The organism is Streptomyces sp. NPDC024698 (genome assembly GCF_055559015.1).
The window spans coordinates 341659-359449 of the sequence record NZ_JBVHLK010000001.1; the positions used below are offsets into that span (position 1 = coordinate 341659).

Sequence of the window (17791 nt, forward strand, 5' to 3'; positions counted from 1 at the left end):
CCACCGGGTGGCCGTCGGCGGGGGCCGGACCGTACGGCCGGCCGACGGGATCAGCGAAGCGGGCTCATCGCACCGGACCAGATGCCGTACGGCACGTCGGCGACGGGCGCGCCGGCGATCCCCTTGAGCGGCAGCGGTTCCAGGCTCTTGGTCAGGTCGATGCGGTACAGGACCACGGCCGTCGACACGGAGTTGTTGGAGCCCACGAACCAGGCGGCCTTGTCGTCCAGCGTGGCGCCCCGCTTGGCGGCGACCTTCGCCGTCAGGGGGGCCGCGCCCGGGTGTCCGGTGCGGAAGGAGTCGGAGAGCGCGTCGGTGACCTGGCGGGCCACTTCGGCGCTCATCGCGTGGTGGGGCGCGGGCATGTCGAGCCGGACGGCGGAGCCGTTGCGGGTGATGCGGTGGACCGAGTACGGCTCGTAGTGCGTTCCGTCGGCGTCGAAGGTCGCGTAGGCGCTGGCCATGCGGATCGCGCTGGGTGTGGCGGCGCCGAGGGACATGTTCGGCACCTGCGGTCCGATGCTGGAGGAGAGCAGGCCCGACGCCTCGGCGGTCTCGCGGACCTTGTCCAGGCCGGCGTCCATGCCGAGCTGCATGAACGGGGTGTTCACGTTCGAGGCGAGGGCCGAACGCAGGCTGATCTGGCCGTAGTTCTTGTTGCCCTCGTTGTGGGCGGCGACCTTCTTGCCGCCGCGGTCCCAGTAGGGGCCCTCGGGTGTGCTGACCGGGACGCCGTCGTTGCCGTCGTACAGGGACTCGGGGGTGACCGGTGTGGCCGGGCCCTCGCGGGTCTTGTGGACGCCGTTCTCCAGGGCGGCCGCGTACACGAAGGGCAGGAAGGCCGAACCGGCCGGGACGGTGGTCGCGTTGGACTCGTTGTACCCCTGTCGGCGGTGGTCGGGGCCGCCGTAGACGGCGAGGATGCGGCCGTCGTCGGCGATCGAGGCGGCGCCGTAGTGGGCGGCCTTCGCGTTGGCCGGGTCCTTCTTCGCCGCCGCCTTGCGGGCCTTGGTCACGGCGTCGGTGAGCGCGGTCTCGCGGTCACGGTCGAAGGTCGTGTAGATCTGGTAGCCGCCGAGGTCGAAGTCGCGGTCGGAGATGTGTCCGGCCTTCTTGGCGTACTGGGTCGCCAGCTGGACCAGATAGTCGCTCTGCTTACCGGTGTCGTAGCTGCCGGACTGCTTGATCGGCTCGGGGAACTTCGTGTACGTGGCCCGCTCGGAGGCCGAGAGCTTGCCGGTCTTGACCATGCGGTCGAGGATCCAGGACCAGCGTTCCACGGCGCGCTTGTGGTTGGCCTTGCTCAGGGTGGGGTCGTACAGGCCCGCGCCCTTGAGGAGCGAGGCGAGGAAGGCGCCCTCGCTGGCGTTGAGCTTGCTGACGTCCTTTCCGTAGTAGGCCTGCGAGGCGCGCTGGAGGCCGTAGGTGCCCCGGCCGAACCAGCTGGTGTTGAGATAGCCCTCAAGGATCTTGTCCTTGCTCATCCTGTTGTCGAGCTTGAGGGCGATCATGGCCTCGGTGAACTTACGGGTCACCGAACGGTTCTGGGTCAGGTAGACGTTCTTGACGTACTGCTGTGTGATCGTGGAGCCGCCCTGGGTGTCCCCCTCGCCTACCGTCTTCACGAGGGCGCGGGCCAGACCCTTGGCGGAGATGCCGGGGTCGCTGTAGAAGCTCTCGTTCTCCGCCGCGAGGACGGCCGAACGCACGTCCACGGGTATGTCCTTCAGCGGCATGGCCTGGCGCCGCACCCAGCCGGTACGGGCCATCGGGGTGCCGTCGGACCAGAAGTAGACGTTGTCCTGCTGTGTGGCATACGTGTTGAGGTTCTGGGGTATGTCCGTTGCGGCGTAGGCGATGACGAGCAGCGAGCCGCTCAAGCCGATGGACAGCGCGAAGGCGCCGAGCCACTGCCGCCAGGAGGGGATCCAGCGCCGCGCACCGGTGCGTCCCGGGCGCGGGTAGGCGGGTTTGAGGCGGCGGGCGAACGGCGCGAGCCTTGTGGCCAGCCGGGACAGCTTGGAGGGCTCCGCGGGCTTGCGGCGGCTGCCGCGACCGCGCTGCGGTCCGGATATGTCAGCCACGGCGCGCCCCCGCGCACGGGCGGCCCAACGACAGGGGATTCGGGGCACCGATGCGATGCCAAGTCCTGGTCACGACTGCGTCTCCCTCCGCACTTCAAAATTGCGCGCGCGGGTAGTTGCAGCGGCCGCTTTCGCGGCTGCGAGCCCCCCTCCCCGACCTTGCGGCTCGTCGCGGCCCTACTAAATTATCAGCGACCAATGCAATCCCTTCGATCAGCAACGAGACAAAAAAGCTCAGAGGTCAACGACCGCCCCTCACCTGCCCTCTTGGAGCGCCCGTCACCCCCGCCCCGGCGGCCCCACCGCGCCACGTCGGGCGAAGGCGCCGGAGCCCTCCGGACGGCAGCACGTTCCGGCTAACCTGTGCGCATGCCTCGCTACGAGTACCGCTGCCGGACCTGCGGCGACACCTTCGAACTGAGCCGTCCCATGGCCGAATCGGCCGCTCCCGCGGCCTGCCCCGCCGGGCACGGGGACACCGTCAAACTGCTGTCGACGGTCGCCGTCGCCCGGGGCGGTTCCGCCTCCGCGCCGGCCCCCGCGCCGCGTTCGAGCGGCGGCGGAGGCGGGTGCTGCGGCGGCGGCTGCTGCGGCTGACGGCGGGGATTTCTTACCAACTCTTCAGCCGTGCACGCCTCGGACCCGGCGTGTCGCGACAGAACGGCCCCGGCCGTCCCCAACGGGACCGCACCGGGGCCAAGTCACCCACATCCCCCAAACCGCACCGAGCCGGGTGCCGGGGTCGTTCAGGTCTGTACCTGAACGACCTCGATTCCGGCTTCGGTCCCGGTACCGGATCGGGTACCGGCACTGACGAACTCGCGCAGGATCCGCTCCCCGGCCAGGACGCCCCGCTCCGGCAGCGCGGTGATCGCCGGTGCCGTCCAGTCCGCCTCGGCGAGTTCACCGTGGCCCGGACGCCAACCGCGGTCGGCGGCGAGCAGCAGGTCGGCGTCGAGGAGCGAGTCCCCCGCGGCGAGGGTGAGGACGGCCCCGGTGCGGCGGGCGACCTCGCGCACGGCCGAGCTCTTGGTGAGCGGCCTCGGCACGGCGTAGATCTTGCGGCCCTGCAACGAGACGGTCCAGCCGCGGCTCTCCGCCCACACGGCCAGGTTCTTGACCCACTCCTCGGGGAGCAGTTCCCGCTCCACCACCAGATAGACGAACAGGTCCTCGGCGACGCGGTGTTTGCGCACCCAGGCCGGGTCCGCGGTCCGCTCCAGGTGCTCCCGCACCTCGTCGAGCGGCGCGCACTCGGAGGCGAGCCGCTCCTTGACGCCCTCGTGCCAGTCCAGGTCGGAGACACCGTCGACGAGCAGGTGCCCGCCGTTGGCGCAGATCGCGTACTCGGGGGCCGGACCGGGCAGGTTGATGCGCTGGTACTGCTTGCGGGTGCGGGTCGTGGTCGGCACGAAGTACGCGATGTCACCGAGTTCGGTGAGCAGCGCGCCGGCCCGCTCCGTCATGTAGGAGAGCGGTTTGTTCTCGTGCACCTCGACGCAGAGCAGCCGGGGCGCGCGTGCGTCCGGCATGGTGAGCGCGAGGGCTGCGGCGGAGTAGATGAGGGTGCGGTCGAGGTCGCTGGCGACGAGGGTCTTGGGCACGGACATCAGAGGGTCACCGCCTTGCCGTCGGCACCGGTCGCGCCCCGCGTGTACTTCGGGTGGATCAACCCCACGCAGGTGTACGGGAGTTCCTCGACCTCCTCGACGGGTACCCCGCGCTGCCCGGCGAGCAGCCGGACGTGGTCGAGGTCGGCGCCCGCTCCGGCGCGCGCCAGGATCTTCCAGGGGACCCTGCGCAGCAGCACCCGGGTGGTCTCGCCGACGCCCGGCTTGACGAGGTTCACGTCGTGGATCTCGTACTCCTCGCTGATGCGCTCGACCGCGGCCCAGCCCTCCCAGGTGGGGGTCCGGTCGGCCGCGAGGAGTTCCTTCGCGCGGTCGCGGGCCGACTCGGCGACCTCGGGGAAGTGGGCGGCGACGGCGTCCAGGAACTCGACGGAGACGTCGGAGCCGGCGAGCTCGCGGTAGAACTTCGCGCCGTGGAAGTCGTGTTCGCCGACCAGGTCGGAGCGCAGGACCGTCCGCGAGATCAGGCCGGAGACGGTCGAGTTGAGGCAGGCCGAGGGGATGAGGAAGTCCTCGCGGGTGCCGTAGGTGCGCACGCAGGAGCCCGGGTCGGCGAGCACCGCTATCTCCGGGTCGAAGCCGGTGATGCCCTCGGCCTCCTCGAACTCCGCTATGGCGTCGGCGAGTTCGCGGGTGATGGCGCCCTTGCCCGTCCAGCCGTCGACGAAGACGACGTCGGCCGGGTCGTGGTGGGCGGCGAGCCAGCGCAGCGCGTTGGCGTCGATGCCGCGGCCGCGGACGATGGAGACGGCGTAGTGCGGCAGGTCGAGGCCGTGCTGGTGCTGGGCCCAGCGGCGCATCAGGACGCCGACGGGGGTGCCGGCGCGGGCCAGGGACACCAGGACGGGGCGCGGGGAGCGGTCGGCGAGCACGAGCTCGGTCACGGCGCCGACGGCCTCGGCGATCCGGGCGGCGGAGGCGGTGAGGGCCGCCTGGAAGAGCTCCTGGTACTCGGGGCTCGGCTGGTACTCGACCGGCAGCGACTCGGCGTAGTGGGCGCCGCCGCTCTGGATGGCCTCCTCGCGCTCCTCGGTGGGCGCCTCCAGCGTCACGTCCGACAGGTCCCGCAACAGCCAGCCGACCTCGTCGGGGGCGTACGAGGAGAAGGCGGGGCCGCGGAGGGGCTCGGGCAGCATGGAGGGCCTTTCGGTGGACGGCCGTGCGGGCGCGTACGAGGGCACGACGGCGATCAGGACATGCGGGGTGTGTGCCGCCAATTGTGCCAACAGGCCTTCGGGGGCGTGCAGTTCGGAGGTGTCGGCGGTGGAGTCGACCACCGCCACGACGGCGTCGAAGCCGGCGCCCGCGACGTTGTAGGCGTAGCGCTCCCCCGGCCCGTCGTCCGGGTCGTCGTGGGCGGGGAAGGCGATGCGGCTGCGGATGGCGTAGCCGGGGTCGTCGAGGGCGAGCACCGGGGAGCGGGTCGTGGTGGAGAAGCGCACCTCGGCGGGGAGCGTCCGCTCCAGTTCCAGGGCCAGGCGCAGCGGCGCGTACATCAGCTCCTCGAAGCCGAGGACCAGGACGCGCCCCGCAGCGTCGGGCAGGGCGTCGGCGAGGCGCCCCGCCATGGCGGGCAGGGCCGCCTCCAGGCGTATTCGGTCTCCGGGCGTGAACCCGTGCCGCCCCCCGTCGGGCAGCCCGTGCGGCCAGCCGAGACCGACACGGACGGCCGCACCGGTGTCCGGGGCGGCGGGGGTGCCGGGCGCCGCCGTCTCGTGGCGGGCGACCAGGGCCGTTCCCTTGGCCAGGACGTCCTCGGGCAGGCGCACCGTGCCCGAGGCGGCCGCGACCAGGTCCACGCGGGCGCCGATGTCCCCCGCGAACTTCTCGAAGCGGGCGTGGTCGGCCGGTGAGCGCATGTCGACCAGCGCCACGACGACGTACCGCTCGCGCGGATAGCGCCGGTGCAGGTCGCGGATCGTGTTGAGGACGGTGTTGCCGGTGGAGAACTCGTCGTCGACGAGGACCAGCGGGCCGGAGCCCGCGAGCAGTCCCGGGTCCTCGGGAAGCAGGAGGTGCGAGGTGGCGTGCGAGTGGGACTCCTCGAAGCCGCCCGCCGGCCGGACCCCGAGGACCGGGCGGCGGGTGGAGTGGAGGTAGGGGGCGACGCCGATCCCGTCCGCGACCGAGTGGCCGAGCCCGGTGGCCGTCTCGGCGTACCCGAGGACGACGGCCGCGCGGGCGTCCTCGGTACCCAGCAGTTCCCGCACCCGGCGCCCGAGCTCGACGCCGTACCCGTGGACGACCGCGGGCGACTGCGGCACGTGCTTGCCGAGGACGTTCGAGACGAGCAGGTGGGCCCGCTTGGGGTTGCGCCGCAGCGCGAGCCCCAGCAGGCCGCTCAGGCCCTCGTCTCCGAGGAGCTCGACGCCGAGCCGCTCGGCGACCCAGGTCCCCGTCCACACCGGCTCCTGCGCGGCCTCGGCGTGATCAGGGCCGATCACGCCGTCCGGGCCGCTTCCGCCGCCGGAGTGGTTCGGGTCGTGTGCTGGGGTGTTCATCGGTTCCTTGCTGTCGGGGGTGCGCTTCGCTCGGCCGGGCCGGCTCACGCCAGGATTCCGGCGGTGAGCAGCTCGACGAAGCCGATGTCCTCGTGGGCGACCCCGAAGACCTCGGCGCGCAGCAGGGTGCGCTCGGCCCAGGCGCGATGCGGCTTCACCTCGTTCATTTTGTTCGTGTACGCCGATCTCAGTACACCCCCGCCGCCGCGCTCCGGCCTCAGGATGTCCTGGGCGTCGCTGTACTCCTCGTGGCTGACCACGGACAGTGCGTGGACGGGCGGCACGTGCGAGGGGTGGATGCAGGTCTTGCCCATGAGCCCGTTGGCCTGGTCGAGCGCGATCTCGCGCAGCAGGCCGTCCATGGCGTGTTCGAGCAGCTTCTCGCGCAGTTTCTCCGCCTCGCCCTCCAGGAAGGGGCTGCGGCGCAGCTGGGGCTTGAACATGCGCTCCTGGACGCGGAAGTACTCCCACACGGGACCGGTGACGGTGAAGCCGGTGCCGTCGGCCCGCCCGAGCATGTTCACCACGTCGGCGATCACGGAGGCGACCACCTGGACGTCGTAGGCGGTCATGTCGGGGGCGCGGCGCAGCCCGTAGGAGGAGCAGAAGTCCGTCACGCCGAGGCGCAGCGCGAGCACGCGGTCGCGGTACTTGTCGACGGCGCGGGAGATGCCCTCCAGGGTCTCCACGCGCGATTCGCGGTAGAGCAGTTCGGGCGACTCCAGGACGGGCATGGCGAAGAGCCGTCTGCCGCTCTCCGCCTCCGCGGTGGTGAGGGCCTCCAGGAAGGGGGTGCCGCGTTCCTCGGTGAACTTCGGCATGACGAATCCGGACAGCAGCCGGACGGCGGGGCCCAGACGTCGTACGAGGTCGGGGATCTGCTCGGGGAAGCGGACCCGTACGAACAGCAGGGGCAGTTCACCGGTGTCCGGGCGGGCGGCGAGCTCCTCGAACTGGCGGACCAGGTTCGCCTCGGCGCCCACGACCTCGGCGTCGTCGATCGAGTCCTCCAGGCACAGGACCATCGAGACGACACCGCGTGTGGTCTGTTTGACGATGTCGGCGGCCAGGGTGGGCCGGGTCGCCGGGCTGTAGAGCGTCGCCCCGAGGGCCGCGGCCAGCACTCTGGCCGGAGAGTCGGACGTGAAGACGCCGGGCTCCCGGTGGAAGAGGCGCTGCCGCTCCTCAGGGGTGACGTGACCGAAATGACGCATGGGACTCCCCCGCGGCGGCTAGGTGGCCGAATGTGATGTGGCCGGTAATAGTACGTACGGATCCATGTCCGGGATTCCCACCGGGCGTGAAGTTCAGGTAACTCCACCATGTCCATCACCGGCCGGTTCCGGAACGACCCCACATTGTCGTGACCAGGACCGACAGGGCAGGATGACCGCATGACGCACGCGATGCTGAAAGGGTCGAACGTCCCGCTGGACGCTACAGCGGTGCGCGCCGTCCTGCGCTGGACGCCCGGTCAGGGTGTCCCCGATGTCGATGCCTCGGCGCTGCTCCTCGGTCCCGACGGTCGTGTGCGATCCGACGAGGACTTCGTCTTCTACAACCAGCCCCGCCATCCGTCGGGCAAGGTGTGGCGGCTCGGCAAGAAGCGCGGCGCCGAAGGCCTCACCGACACGATCCAGACGGATCTGACCGGTGTCGAGCCCGGCGTCGGACAGATTCTCCTGGTCGCATCGGCCGACGACGTCACCTTCGATCACGTACGCGATCTGCGCATTCTGCTGTATGACGCGGCCGTCGCGGACGGTGAACCTCTGGCGTACTTCGACATCAAGCCGGAGACCGGCGCGGAGACCGCGCTGATCTGCGGCGAGCTGTACCGGCGCGGTGACGGCTGGAAGTTCCGGGCGCTCGGCGAGGGCTACTCCAACGGTCTGGTGGGCCTCGCGACCGATTTCGGGATCTCGGTGGACGAGTCCGAGGGCGCCGCCGCCGTGCCGGCTTCGGGTACCGCGCCCGACCAGGCCGCCTGGGCCTCGCCGGCCACGGCTCCGGAGACCTCGCAGCCGCTGCCGCCGGAGCATTCCGCCCCGGTCACGCAGCAGGCGCCCGTCCCGCAGCAGCCCGCGTACGGCTATCCGGGGCCCGCCGCGGCCGCGACCGGCCCCGCGTACGGCTATCCGCAGCCCGCCGGGCGGCAGGCGGATCCTTCCGCCTACGGCTATCCGCAGCCGCAGAGCGCCCCGGCCACGCAGCCCGCGTACGGCTTCCCGCAGGCGGTGGGCACCGGACCGGACCCGGACTTCCGGCTGCCGCCGCAGGGACCGCAGTTCATCGGCCGCTGAGGCCAACGGGACCGGCTGGGCCGGCTGGGCCGCTGAGGCTGCCAGGGCCGGTGCGGCCGGTGGCTCCGGCGGGGCCGCCGGGACGGTCGAGGCCCGGGGCTCCGGTAAGCGCGCGCACCGGTGGCCGGGCGGGCCCGGGCGGGCGCTAACGGTCGGCCTTCGACTTGTATCCGCGGCCCCACTGGAGTCCCCAGCCGTAGAGCCGGTCGAGTTCGGCCTGGAAGCCGTACACGAACCTGACCTCGCGGCGCACGGTCACCTCGCCCTTGTTGCACTCGATCATGACGACGGCGCAGGAACGGGCCTGCGGATGGCGTTCCTCCAGGCCGATCTCGATGCGCGGGCCGTTGCTCGGGTAGAGCGTGATGACGGCGTGCGTACGGTCGAAGGCCGGGGTCGCGTCGTAGATGTAGACGAAGACCAGCAGGCGTTTGATGTCGTCGCGGTGGTCGAGGTTGACGTAGGCCGTCTCACCCGAGCCGGAGCCGAAGCGGTCGTCGCCGCTGAGCTTGACGAACGGCGGGGCGTTGAGCTCCCCGAAGAAGCTGCCGAGCGGCTGGACGACGCCCTTGGTGCCGTCCGTCAGCTCGTACATGACACCGAGGTCGAGGTCGACGTTGACCATGCTCTGGGTGTGCGCCTGGACCACTTCGGGCTTGAAGGTGCGGAACGGGTGGCGCAGCAGGCTGCCGCGCTGCGGGCCGCCGATGTCGGAGGTGCGCATCCGCCAGGACAGGTTGATGCGCAGGTTGCCGCTGGCGGCGCCCTGTTTGGTGAGCGAGACCGTGTGGTTGCGCTTGGTCATTTCGATGGAGTTGGACGCCGCGCTGCCGGAGTCGAAATCCGCCGAGCGGCCGCGCCACAGGTCCTGCCAGATGCCCATTCGGCCCCCCACGTCTGTCGGTGTGCGGCGGGGCGGCCGCGGAGGACTCGTCCTCGGCGACCGCCCCGCTCAGAGCGTTCCTCAGTCGGAGGGGTGTCACACCCCGGACGAGACCTCAGCCTTCTCGTCCGAGGCCGGGGCTTTTCCCTCGGCCTCGGCGAGTGTCTTGTTGCGGCGCACGGAGGACCAGAAGGACAGGGCGATCAGGACGACGCCGACGAGTCCGGTGATGACCTCGTTGATCTCGTACTGGATGGTGACCATGAGGATCACGGCCAGGGCGCCGATCGCGTAGTGGGCGCCGTGCTCCAGGTAGACGTAGTCGTCGAGGGTGCCCTGGCGGACCAGGTAGACGGTGAGCGAGCGGACGTACATGGCCCCGATGCCCAGGCCGAGCGCCATCAGCACGATGTCGTTGGTGATGGCGAAGGCGCCGATGACTCCGTCGAAGGAGAACGAGGCGTCCAGGACCTCCAGGTAGAGGAACATGAAGAACGCGGCCTGGCCGGCGAGGACGACGGCCGGCTTCTTCTTGCCGGTGCGCTCCGCCTCCTCCTCGGCCTCGTGCTCCCGCTCCTCGTCTTCCTCGAGCCTGTCCTCGAAGTAGCCGGAGAGTCCGCCGACGATCATGTACGTGATCAGGCCGGCGATGCCGGAGACCAGAACCGTCTGTGCCTTGTCGACGTGGCCGCCGCCGTGCTGGTGGGCGTGGACCGCGAAGGTCATGGAGGTGATCAGCAGGACGATCAGGGCGACGCAGACGGACAGCATGTCGACCTTGCCGAGCTTGGCCAGCGGCCGCTCGATCCAGCGCAGCCACTGGATGTCCCGGTCCTCGAAGATGAAGTCGAGGAAGATCATGAGCAGGAACATGCCACCGAAGGCGGCGATCGACGGGTGGGCGTCGGTCACCAGCTGCTGGTACTTGTCCTTGTCGTTCAGCGCCAGATCGACCGCGTCGATCGGGCCGATCTTGGCGCTGATGGCGACGATCACGACCGGGAAGACCAGGCGCATGCCGAAGACGGCGATCAGCACGCCGACCGTGAGGAAGATCTTCTGCCAGAAGGCACTCATCTTCTTCAGGATTCCGGCGTTGACCACCGCGTTGTCGAAGGACAGCGAGATCTCCAGGACGGCCAGGATCGCCACGATGCCGAAGGCGGTCCACCCCCCGTAGACGGCCGCCGCGGCCAGACCTAGCGCGGTGATCGCGAACGACCAGCCGAAGGTTTTCAGAAGCACTGGCTACCCAATCATCGTGTGGTGGGGGCACCCCCAAGCGCAGACTCGGGGGGTGTGCAACCCCCGCGCCGTACTCGGCTTTACCTACTGTTGACCACGAAGTCTAAGGGGCCGCCTTCGGCCGATACAGGTGGGTCTAGGAAACATTGACCCCGAAGTCGAGTGCGATGCCCCGCAGTCCCGACGCGTACCCCTGGCCGACCGCACGGAACTTCCATTCCGCGTTGTAGCGGTAGACCTCGCCGAAGATCATCGCCGTCTCGGTGGAGGCGTCCTCGGAAAGGTCATAACGGGCGAGTTCCTGGCCGTCGGCCTGGTTGACGACCCGGATGTAGGCGTTGCTGACCTGGCCGAAGGTCTGGCCCCGGTTGTCCGCGTCATGGATGGAGACCGGAAAGACGATCTTGTCGACCACGGCGGGGACCTTGGCGAGGTCGATCAGGATCGACTCGTCGTCGCCCTCGCCCTCACCCGTGAGGTTGTCGCCGGTGTGCTCCACGGAGCCGTCCGGGCTCGTGAGCTGGTTGTAGAAGATGAACCACTCGTCCCCGAGCACCCGGCCGCCGCTGCACAGCAGCGCGCTGGCGTCGAGGTCGAAGTCGGCTCCGGTGGTGGAGCGCGCGTCCCAGCCGAGCCCGATCATGACGTTCGTGAGGTTCGGTGCGGCCTTCGAGAGGGAGACATTGCCCCCCTTGGCGAGCGTGACGCCCATGATGCTGGTCCTCCCCGAGGTTCGATCTTCACTTGGTACGGCCGGTCCGGTGCCGCACCGAGGCGGTGCGGCACCGGACCGGGATGCCCGAGGGCTGCGGCTCAGACGTTGACGCCGAAGTCCTGCGCGATGCCGCGCAGGCCCGAGGCGTAGCCCTGGCCGATGGCGCGGAACTTCCACTCGGCGCCGTTGCGGTAGAGCTCGCCGAAGACCATCGCGGTCTCCGTCGAGGCGTCCTCAGAGAGGTCGTAGCGCGCGATCTCCGCCTCGCCGGCCTGGTTCACCACGCGGATGTACGCGTTGCGGACCTGTCCGAAGGACTGCTGGCGGCCCTCGGCCTCGTAGATGGAGACCGGGAACACGATCTTCGTGACGTCGGCGGGGACGGCGGCGAGGTTGACCTTGATCTGCTCGTCGTCGCCCTCGCCCTCACCGGTGATGTTGTCGCCGGTGTGCTCCACCGAGCCGTCCGGGCTCTTCAGGTTGTTGAAGAACACGAAGTTCTGGTCGGAGCTGACCTTGCCGTCCGCGTTCGTGAGGATGGCGCTGGCGTCGAGGTCGAAGTCCACGCCGGTGGTGGTACGGGCGTCCCATCCCAGGCCGACGATGACCGCGGTCAGTCCCGGGGCCTCCTTCGACAGCGATACGTTGCCGCCCTTGCTGAGGCTGACTCCCACGAGTCCTCCCAATGGTGTTCAGGGGCGGGGAGCCCCGTAGGTGCGTTGGTATCGGATCAACGGTTCGATCCTAGTGACGGGTTCCCGTGCCTCGCAGGGCTTGGAACCGAAGAATCACAGGGTGTCGAGCGCCTTGACGTACTCGTTCAGGTCACGCGCGTCCGGCAGCGCGTTGACGACGGTCCAGCGGACGACGCCCTCCTTGTCGATGATGAACGTGCCGCGCACGGCGCAGCCCTTGTCCTCGTCGAAGACGCCGTAGGCGCGCGAAATGTTGCCGTGCGGCCAGAAGTCGGAGAGCAGCGGGTACTCCAGGCCCTCCTGCTCGGCGAAGACGCGCAGGGTGTGGATGGAGTCGTTGGAGACCGCGAGGAGCTGGGTGTCGCGGTCGGCGAACTGCGGCAGGTTGTCGCGCAGGGAGCACAGCTCGCCGGTGCACACGCCGGTGAAGGCGAAGGGGTAGAAGAGCAGGACGACGTTCTTCTCGCCACGGAAGTCGGACAGCTTCACGGTGGCGCCGTGGTTGTCCTTCAGCTCGAAGTCCGGGGCCTTGGTGCCGACCTCGACGGCCATAGTCACTCGCTTCCCTTCCAAGGGTCTGTTCGGGTGACGACCAGCGTACGCAGTGATCGCCTTCCGGCGGCCGCGCGACCCCCGCGAGGTCCGCCGGCGCGGCTCGGGGCATGCGTGAGGCCCCCGCCGAGGTGGCTCGGCGGGGGCCTCACGGATTGTTCTGGCTGGCAGACGGGGCGCAGCTCAGCGCTTCGACTTGGGGGTGGCCAGGCGGGTGCCCGACCACTCCTTGGCGACGGAGATGCTCTTCGTCTGGGAGAGGCCGGCTGTCTGTGCGGCATCGCTGATGTCGCTGGGCTCGACGTAACCGTCCCTGCCGGTCTTCGGGGTCAGCAGCCAGATGTTGCCGCCGTCCTCAAGGAAACCGATGACGTCCACCAGCGCGTCCGTGAGATCGCCGTCCTCGTCCCGGAACCACAACAGCACCACGTCGGCGACGTCGTCGTAGTCCTCGTCGACCAGATCCTGGCCGATCAGAGATTCGATGCTTTCACGGAGCTCGTGGTCAACGTCGTCGTCGAAGCCGATCTCCTGGACCACCTGTCCGGGCTCGAACCCCAGCCTGGCGGCCGGGTTGGTCCGCTCCTCCGCGTGGTCCGCGGTCGCGCTCACGGCTTGCCTCCTGATCATGTTTCGGAATGGGGGTCTCCCTCTGCTCGTCCAGAGCCGGGGGATGTCAGCCACGCGCGTACGCGAAGCGTTGGCCGTAGTCCACACGGGCGGAGCGGATCGCGCAAGTACCCGGCCGTCGAGACCGCCGAAACGGTGACGATCCTGGCAGTGCCGACGCAACTCCCGGCGGGCCATCATGACGCCGCGTGACGGGCACCACACACTTCTGCCCCATTTATCCACTTCGGAACCCTTGGGGCGTGCGAAAGCCGAACGGCTTTGCGGAACGCGTCACGCCCTGAGCGTATCGTTACGTTTTGGTCGAGACCGCCCCAACGGTCCGGACGAGCGTCTCGGTTACCCCCAGGTAGAGATGACGAAGGCGTTCGCGGGGTACACGATGGGGATCGGTGCAGACGCGGGGAAAACCCACCGAAGACAGCCCTCTGACAGTGAAGGAACAGCGTGGCTCCCGGATCCGATCGCAACCCGATCATCATTGGCGGCCTTCCCAGCCAGGTCCCGGACTTCGATCCTGAGGAGACTCAGGAGTGGCTCGACTCCCTCGACGCCGCCGTCGACGAGCGCGGCCGCGAGCGGGCCCGCTATCTGATGCTGCGGCTGATCGAGCGGGCCCGTGAGAAGCGCGTGGCCGTACCCGAGATGCGCAGCACGGACTACGTCAACACGATCGCCACCAAGGACGAGCCGTTCTTCCCCGGCAACGAGGAGATCGAGCGCAAGGTCCTCAACGCGACCCGCTGGAACGCGGCCGTGATGGTCTCCAGGGCGCAGCGCCCCGGGATCGGCGTCGGCGGCCACATCGCGACCTTCGCCTCCTCGGCCTCTCTTTACGACGTCGGCTTCAACCACTTCTTCCGCGGCAAGGACGAGGGCGACGGCGGCGACCAGATCTTCTTCCAGGGGCACGCCTCGCCGGGCATCTACGCCCGCGCCTTCCTCCTGGACCGGCTCTCCGAGCAGCAGCTCGACGCGTTCCGCCAGGAGAAGTCGAAGGCGCCCCACGGACTGTCCTCGTACCCGCACCCGCGGCTGATGCCGGACTTCTGGGAGTTCCCGACCGTCTCGATGGGCCTCGGCCCGCTCGGCGCGATCTTCCAGGCGCGGATGAACCGCTACATGGAGGCGCGCGGGATCGCGGACACCTCCAAGTCCCACGTCTGGGCATTCCTCGGCGACGGCGAGATGGACGAGCCGGAGTCGCTCGGCCAGCTGTCGATCGCCGCGCGCGAGGGCCTGGACAACCTGACCTTCGTCGTGAACTGCAACCTCCAGCGCCTCGACGGCCCGGTGCGCGGCAACGGGAAGATCATCCAGGAGCTGGAGTCGCAGTTCCGGGGCGCCGGCTGGAACGTGATCAAGCTGGTCTGGGACCGCACCTGGGACCCGCTGCTCGCGCAGGACCGCGACGGGGTGCTCGTCAACCGGCTGAACACCACGCCCGACGGCCAGTTCCAGACGTACGCCACGGAGACGGGCGCGTACATCCGCGACCACTTCTTCGGCGACGACCACCGGCTGCGGGCGATGGTCGAAGGCATGAGCGACGACCAGATCCTGCACCTGGGGCGCGGCGGCCACGACCACAAGAAGATCTTCGCGGCGTTCTCGGCGGCCAAGGCGCACGCGGGCCAGCCGACGGTGATCCTGGCGCAGACGGTCAAGGGCTGGACGCTCGGCCCGAACTTCGAGGGCCGCAACGCCACGCACCAGATGAAGAAGCTGACGGTCGCCGACCTCAAGGGGTTCCGCGACCGGCTGCACCTGCCGATCACGGACCGGGAGCTGGAGGACGGCGCGCCGCCGTACTACCACCCGGGCCGGAACTCGGAGGAGATCCAGTACATGCACGACCGCCGCAAGGGCCTCGGCGGGTACGTCCCCACGCGTGTCGTGCGGTCCAAGCCGCTGGTCCTGCCCGAGGACAAGACGTACGCGAGTGTGAAGAAGGGTTCGGGTCAGCAGTCCATCGCCACGACCATGGCGTTCGTCCGGCTGCTGAAGGACCTCATGCGGGACAAGGAGATCGGCAAGCGGTTCGTGCTGATCGCGCCGGACGAGTACCGCACGTTCGGCATGGACTCGTTCTTCCCGAGCGCGAAGATCTACAACCCGCTCGGCCAGCAGTACGAGTCGGTGGACCGGGAACTGCTGCTCGCGTACAAGGAGTCGCCGACCGGGCAGATGCTGCACGACGGCATCTCCGAGGCGGGCTGCACGGCCTCGCTGATCGCCGCGGGTTCGGCGTACGCCACGCACGGCGAGCCGCTGATCCCGGTCTACGTCTTCTACTCGATGTTCGGTTTCCAGCGAACGGGTGACCAGTTCTGGCAGATGGCCGACCAGCTGGCGCGCGGTTTCGTGCTGGGCGCGACCGCCGGGCGGACGACGCTGACCGGTGAGGGTCTCCAGCACGCGGACGGCCACTCGCAGCTGCTCGCCTCCACGAACCCGGGCTGTGTCGCCTACGACCCGGCGTTCGGCTTCGAGATCGCGCACATCGTCCAGGACGGTCTGCGCCGTATGTACGGCTCGTCCGAGGAGCACCCGCACGGCGAGGACGTCTTCTACTACCTCACCGTCTACAACGAGCCGCTCCAGCACCCGGCGGAGCCGGAGAACGTGGACGCCGAGGGCATCCTGAAGGGCCTCTACCGCTTCAGCGAGGGCACCTCGGGCACGATCCCCGCGCAGATCATGGCGTCCGGCATCGGCGTCACCTGGGCGCTGGAGGCGCAGCGGATCCTCGCCGAGGAGTGGAACGTACGGGCCGACGTCTGGTCGGCGACCTCCTGGAACGAGCTGCGGCGCGAGGCCGTCGAGGTGGAGCGGCACAACCTGCTGCACCCGGAGGAGGAACAGCGCGTCCCGTACGTGACGCGGAAACTGTCCTCCGCCAAGGGTCCGTTCGTGGCCGTGTCCGACTGGATGCGATCGGTTCCCGACCAGATCTCCCGGTGGGTGCCCGGCACCTACCAGTCGCTCGGGGCGGACGGCTTCGGCTTCGCGGACACGCGGGGCGCGGCCCGGCGCTTCTTCCACATCGACGCGCAGTCGATCGTGGTCGCGGTGCTGACCGAGCTGGCCCGCGAGGGCAAGGTGGACCGGTCGGTGCTGAAGCAGGCGGTCGACCGCTACCAGCTGCTCGACGTGCGGGCGGCCGACCCGGGCGCGGCGGGCGGCGACGCGTAGGGCCCCTCCGGCGGATCGGGCCGCGGGAGATCCACGGTGCCGTGCGGCCCGCCTCTCCGGCGCGATCCGGCGGGAGGGCCCCGGGCGAGAGCGGGAAGGGCAGGGGGCGGTGGGCCGTGGGCCCGCCGCCCCCTCGCCGTTTTCTTTCTACGATGCGGACATGAGCGATGAATCGGCGCAGGCCCGTTGGGAGCTGGTGACGCAGCGGCCCCTGCTCGTCCTCGCGGTGGCGTTCGCCCTCGGGTACGCCGTGCCGATCGTGGACAGCGACGCCGGCCGTCCGGTGACCCTGACCTGCACGCTGGTGGAGTGGGTCGTGTGGGGGGCCTTCGCCATCGACTATCTGGTGCGGTTCGCCCTGGCCCGGGAGCGGCGCGTCTTCGTCCGCGGCCACTGGCTGGACCTGTGCGCCGTGATCCTGCCGATCCTTCAGCCGCTGCGGCTGCTGCGGCTGGTCTCCACCTTGATGCTGGTGGGGCGGCGCGCCCGGATGGCCTCGCAGATCCGGCTGACGACGTACGTCGGCGGCGCGGTCGTCGGTCTGCTGATGTTCGGCTCGCTCGCCGTGCTGTCGGTGGAACGCGACTCGCCGAACGGGAACATCAAGACGCTGGGTGACGCGGTGTGGTGGTCGTTCACGACGATGACGACCGTGGGGTACGGCGATCACGCCCCGACGACGGGGATGGGCCGCGTCATCGCGGTCGGCCTGATGCTGTCGGGGATCGCCCTCCTCGGCGTGGTCACCGCGAACATCGCCGCCTGGTTCATCTCCCGGTTCGAGAAGGACGACGTGGAGGAGCGGCGGCAGACCGCGGCGATCGAGGAGCTCGCGGCGCAGGTGCAGGCACTGCGGGCCGAGGTCGCCGCGCTCGCCTGCGGCCCGGGAATCCTGCCGCACCCGCTGTCGGCGGGGTCGGAGGAACACTCCCCCACCTGACAGCCGGAGGAACACTCCCCCTCCTGACGGCCGTGGGCCCGCGCACCGCTCGGAGCGGCGCGCGGGCCCACGGGTGCCGGCCTCGGCGACGGGTCGGCGTCACGGCCGGTGTCAGAGCAGGCCGTTGCCCGGTCCGCCACCCAGCCAGATGACCGCCAGGAGGGTGTCGATCGCTCCCAGCACGAGGGCTATCAGGGCCGGCACCGGCCCCGACCCGGTCCAGCGGCGGCCCATGGAGAGCCATCCGCAGACCATCGCGGCCGGTCCGAGAACGATGCCCAGCGTGAAGAAGCCGGCCACCGCGCACACCACACCGATGATCCCCAGGGTCGCGCTGTCCGGCCCGGTCCGTGATCCGCTACGGCCACGTGAACGGGGGTACCTGCGCGTACCGTTTCCGAAGCCCGCCATCATCAA

At 69.8% G+C, this 17791-nt stretch carries 15 protein-coding genes; 4 read left to right on the top strand and 11 right to left on the bottom strand.

Annotated features, from left to right (window positions below; translation table 11 throughout):
• Positions 1-50: 50 nt before the first annotated feature.
• Entirely contained in the window at positions 51-2084 is a 2034-nt protein-coding gene (locus ACZ4AA_RS01520) for a transglycosylase domain-containing protein (protein WP_467593496.1), read from the bottom strand.
• A gap of 369 nt (positions 2085-2453) precedes the next feature.
• Between ACZ4AA_RS01520 and ACZ4AA_RS01525 the strand changes: the two genes are divergently transcribed.
• Entirely contained in the window at positions 2454-2681 is a 228-nt protein-coding gene (locus ACZ4AA_RS01525; protein WP_467593500.1) for an FmdB family zinc ribbon protein, read from the top strand.
• A gap of 149 nt (positions 2682-2830) precedes the next feature.
• On the opposite strand, the gene ACZ4AA_RS01530 is transcribed toward ACZ4AA_RS01525, so the two are convergent.
• Genes ACZ4AA_RS01530 through ACZ4AA_RS01540 form a run of 3 tightly spaced genes read right to left on the bottom strand, consistent with a single transcriptional unit; the run spans position 2831 to position 7430 of the window.
• Positions 2831-3694, bottom strand: a complete 864-nt coding sequence (locus tag ACZ4AA_RS01530) for an HAD family hydrolase (protein WP_467593504.1) — start codon at positions 3692-3694, stop codon at positions 2831-2833.
• A complete protein-coding gene (locus tag ACZ4AA_RS01535; protein WP_467593506.1) occupies positions 3694-6216 on the bottom strand; it encodes a phosphoribosyltransferase in 2523 nt (840 codons plus the stop codon). Before ACZ4AA_RS01535 ends, ACZ4AA_RS01530 begins: the two co-directional genes overlap by 1 nt.
• 44 nt (positions 6217-6260) lie before the next feature.
• The gene (locus tag ACZ4AA_RS01540; RefSeq protein ID WP_467593508.1) at positions 6261-7430 is read right to left on the bottom strand and encodes an HpcH/HpaI aldolase/citrate lyase family protein; all 1170 of its coding nucleotides are present in this window, start codon (positions 7428-7430) and stop codon (positions 6261-6263) included.
• A 180-nt stretch (positions 7431-7610) separates the two neighbouring features.
• Between ACZ4AA_RS01540 and ACZ4AA_RS01545 the strand changes: the two genes are divergently transcribed.
• Positions 7611-8519: a TerD family protein gene (locus tag ACZ4AA_RS01545; RefSeq protein ID WP_467593511.1), complete on the top strand. Its 909-nt coding sequence runs from the start codon at positions 7611-7613 to the stop codon at positions 8517-8519.
• Between the two features lie 145 nt (positions 8520-8664).
• Here the strand turns inward: ACZ4AA_RS01545 and ACZ4AA_RS01550 are convergent, their stop codons facing one another.
• The 6 genes from ACZ4AA_RS01550 to ACZ4AA_RS01575 all read right to left on the bottom strand — a co-directional run bounded on the left by ACZ4AA_RS01550 (position 8665) and on the right by ACZ4AA_RS01575 (position 13221).
• Positions 8665-9402 (bottom strand): TerD family protein, encoded by a 738-nt coding sequence (locus ACZ4AA_RS01550; protein ID WP_467593513.1) that lies wholly within the window; start codon positions 9400-9402, stop codon positions 8665-8667.
• Between the two features lie 96 nt (positions 9403-9498).
• The gene (locus ACZ4AA_RS01555) at positions 9499-10647 is read right to left on the bottom strand and encodes a DUF475 domain-containing protein (RefSeq protein ID WP_389401353.1); all 1149 of its coding nucleotides are present in this window, start codon (positions 10645-10647) and stop codon (positions 9499-9501) included.
• 136 nt (positions 10648-10783) lie between these two features.
• On the bottom strand, positions 10784-11359 hold the full coding sequence (locus ACZ4AA_RS01560; protein ID WP_467593516.1) for a TerD family protein: 576 nt from the start codon (positions 11357-11359) through the stop codon (positions 10784-10786).
• Positions 11360-11460: 101 nt separating this feature from the next.
• On the bottom strand, positions 11461-12036 hold the full coding sequence (locus ACZ4AA_RS01565) for a TerD family protein (RefSeq protein ID WP_467593519.1): 576 nt from the start codon (positions 12034-12036) through the stop codon (positions 11461-11463).
• A gap of 114 nt (positions 12037-12150) precedes the next feature.
• Positions 12151-12609, bottom strand: coding sequence for a peroxiredoxin (locus ACZ4AA_RS01570; protein WP_467593521.1), 459 nt, complete (start codon positions 12607-12609; stop codon positions 12151-12153).
• 183 nt (positions 12610-12792) lie between these two features.
• Positions 12793-13221: a DUF3052 domain-containing protein gene (locus tag ACZ4AA_RS01575; RefSeq protein WP_467593523.1), complete on the bottom strand. Its 429-nt coding sequence runs from the start codon at positions 13219-13221 to the stop codon at positions 12793-12795.
• A 465-nt stretch (positions 13222-13686) separates the two neighbouring features.
• Here ACZ4AA_RS01575 and aceE point away from each other — a divergent pair, with 465 nt between their 5' ends.
• Together aceE and ACZ4AA_RS01585 are read left to right on the top strand one after the other, a co-directional pair.
• Complete coding sequence (aceE, locus tag ACZ4AA_RS01580) at positions 13687-16434, top strand: pyruvate dehydrogenase (acetyl-transferring), homodimeric type (RefSeq protein ID WP_467593526.1); 2748 nt, start codon at positions 13687-13689, stop codon at positions 16432-16434.
• A gap of 160 nt (positions 16435-16594) precedes the next feature.
• Positions 16595-17374: a potassium channel family protein gene (locus tag ACZ4AA_RS01585; protein ID WP_467593528.1), complete on the top strand. Its 780-nt coding sequence runs from the start codon at positions 16595-16597 to the stop codon at positions 17372-17374.
• A gap of 111 nt (positions 17375-17485) precedes the next feature.
• Here ACZ4AA_RS01585 and ACZ4AA_RS01590 read toward each other — a convergent pair whose 3' ends face one another.
• Positions 17486-17788, bottom strand: coding sequence for a small hydrophobic protein (locus ACZ4AA_RS01590; RefSeq protein ID WP_467593531.1), 303 nt, complete (start codon positions 17786-17788; stop codon positions 17486-17488).
• Positions 17789-17791: the final 3 nt, after the last annotated feature.

Excerpts from the sequence above, each read along its gene's own strand:
- ACZ4AA_RS01525 (WP_467593500.1), top strand. The coding sequence starts at position 2,454 with ATGCCTCGCTACGAGTACCGCTGCCGGACCTGCGGCGACACCTTCGAA.
- ACZ4AA_RS01530 (WP_467593504.1), bottom strand. The coding sequence starts at position 3,694 with ATGTCCGTGCCCAAGACCCTCGTCGCCAGCGACCTCGACCGCACCCTC.
- ACZ4AA_RS01535 (WP_467593506.1), bottom strand. The coding sequence starts at position 6,216 with ATGAACACCCCAGCACACGACCCGAACCACTCCGGCGGCGGAAGCGGC.
- ACZ4AA_RS01540 (WP_467593508.1), bottom strand. The coding sequence starts at position 7,430 with ATGCGTCATTTCGGTCACGTCACCCCTGAGGAGCGGCAGCGCCTCTTC.
- ACZ4AA_RS01545 (WP_467593511.1), top strand. The coding sequence starts at position 7,611 with ATGACGCACGCGATGCTGAAAGGGTCGAACGTCCCGCTGGACGCTACA.
- ACZ4AA_RS01550 (WP_467593513.1), bottom strand. The coding sequence starts at position 9,402 with ATGGGCATCTGGCAGGACCTGTGGCGCGGCCGCTCGGCGGATTTCGAC.
- ACZ4AA_RS01560 (WP_467593516.1), bottom strand. The coding sequence starts at position 11,359 with ATGGGCGTCACGCTCGCCAAGGGGGGCAATGTCTCCCTCTCGAAGGCC.
- ACZ4AA_RS01570 (WP_467593521.1), bottom strand. The coding sequence starts at position 12,609 with ATGGCCGTCGAGGTCGGCACCAAGGCCCCGGACTTCGAGCTGAAGGAC.
- ACZ4AA_RS01585 (WP_467593528.1), top strand. The coding sequence starts at position 16,595 with ATGAGCGATGAATCGGCGCAGGCCCGTTGGGAGCTGGTGACGCAGCGG.
- ACZ4AA_RS01590 (WP_467593531.1), bottom strand. The coding sequence starts at position 17,788 with ATGATGGCGGGCTTCGGAAACGGTACGCGCAGGTACCCCCGTTCACGT.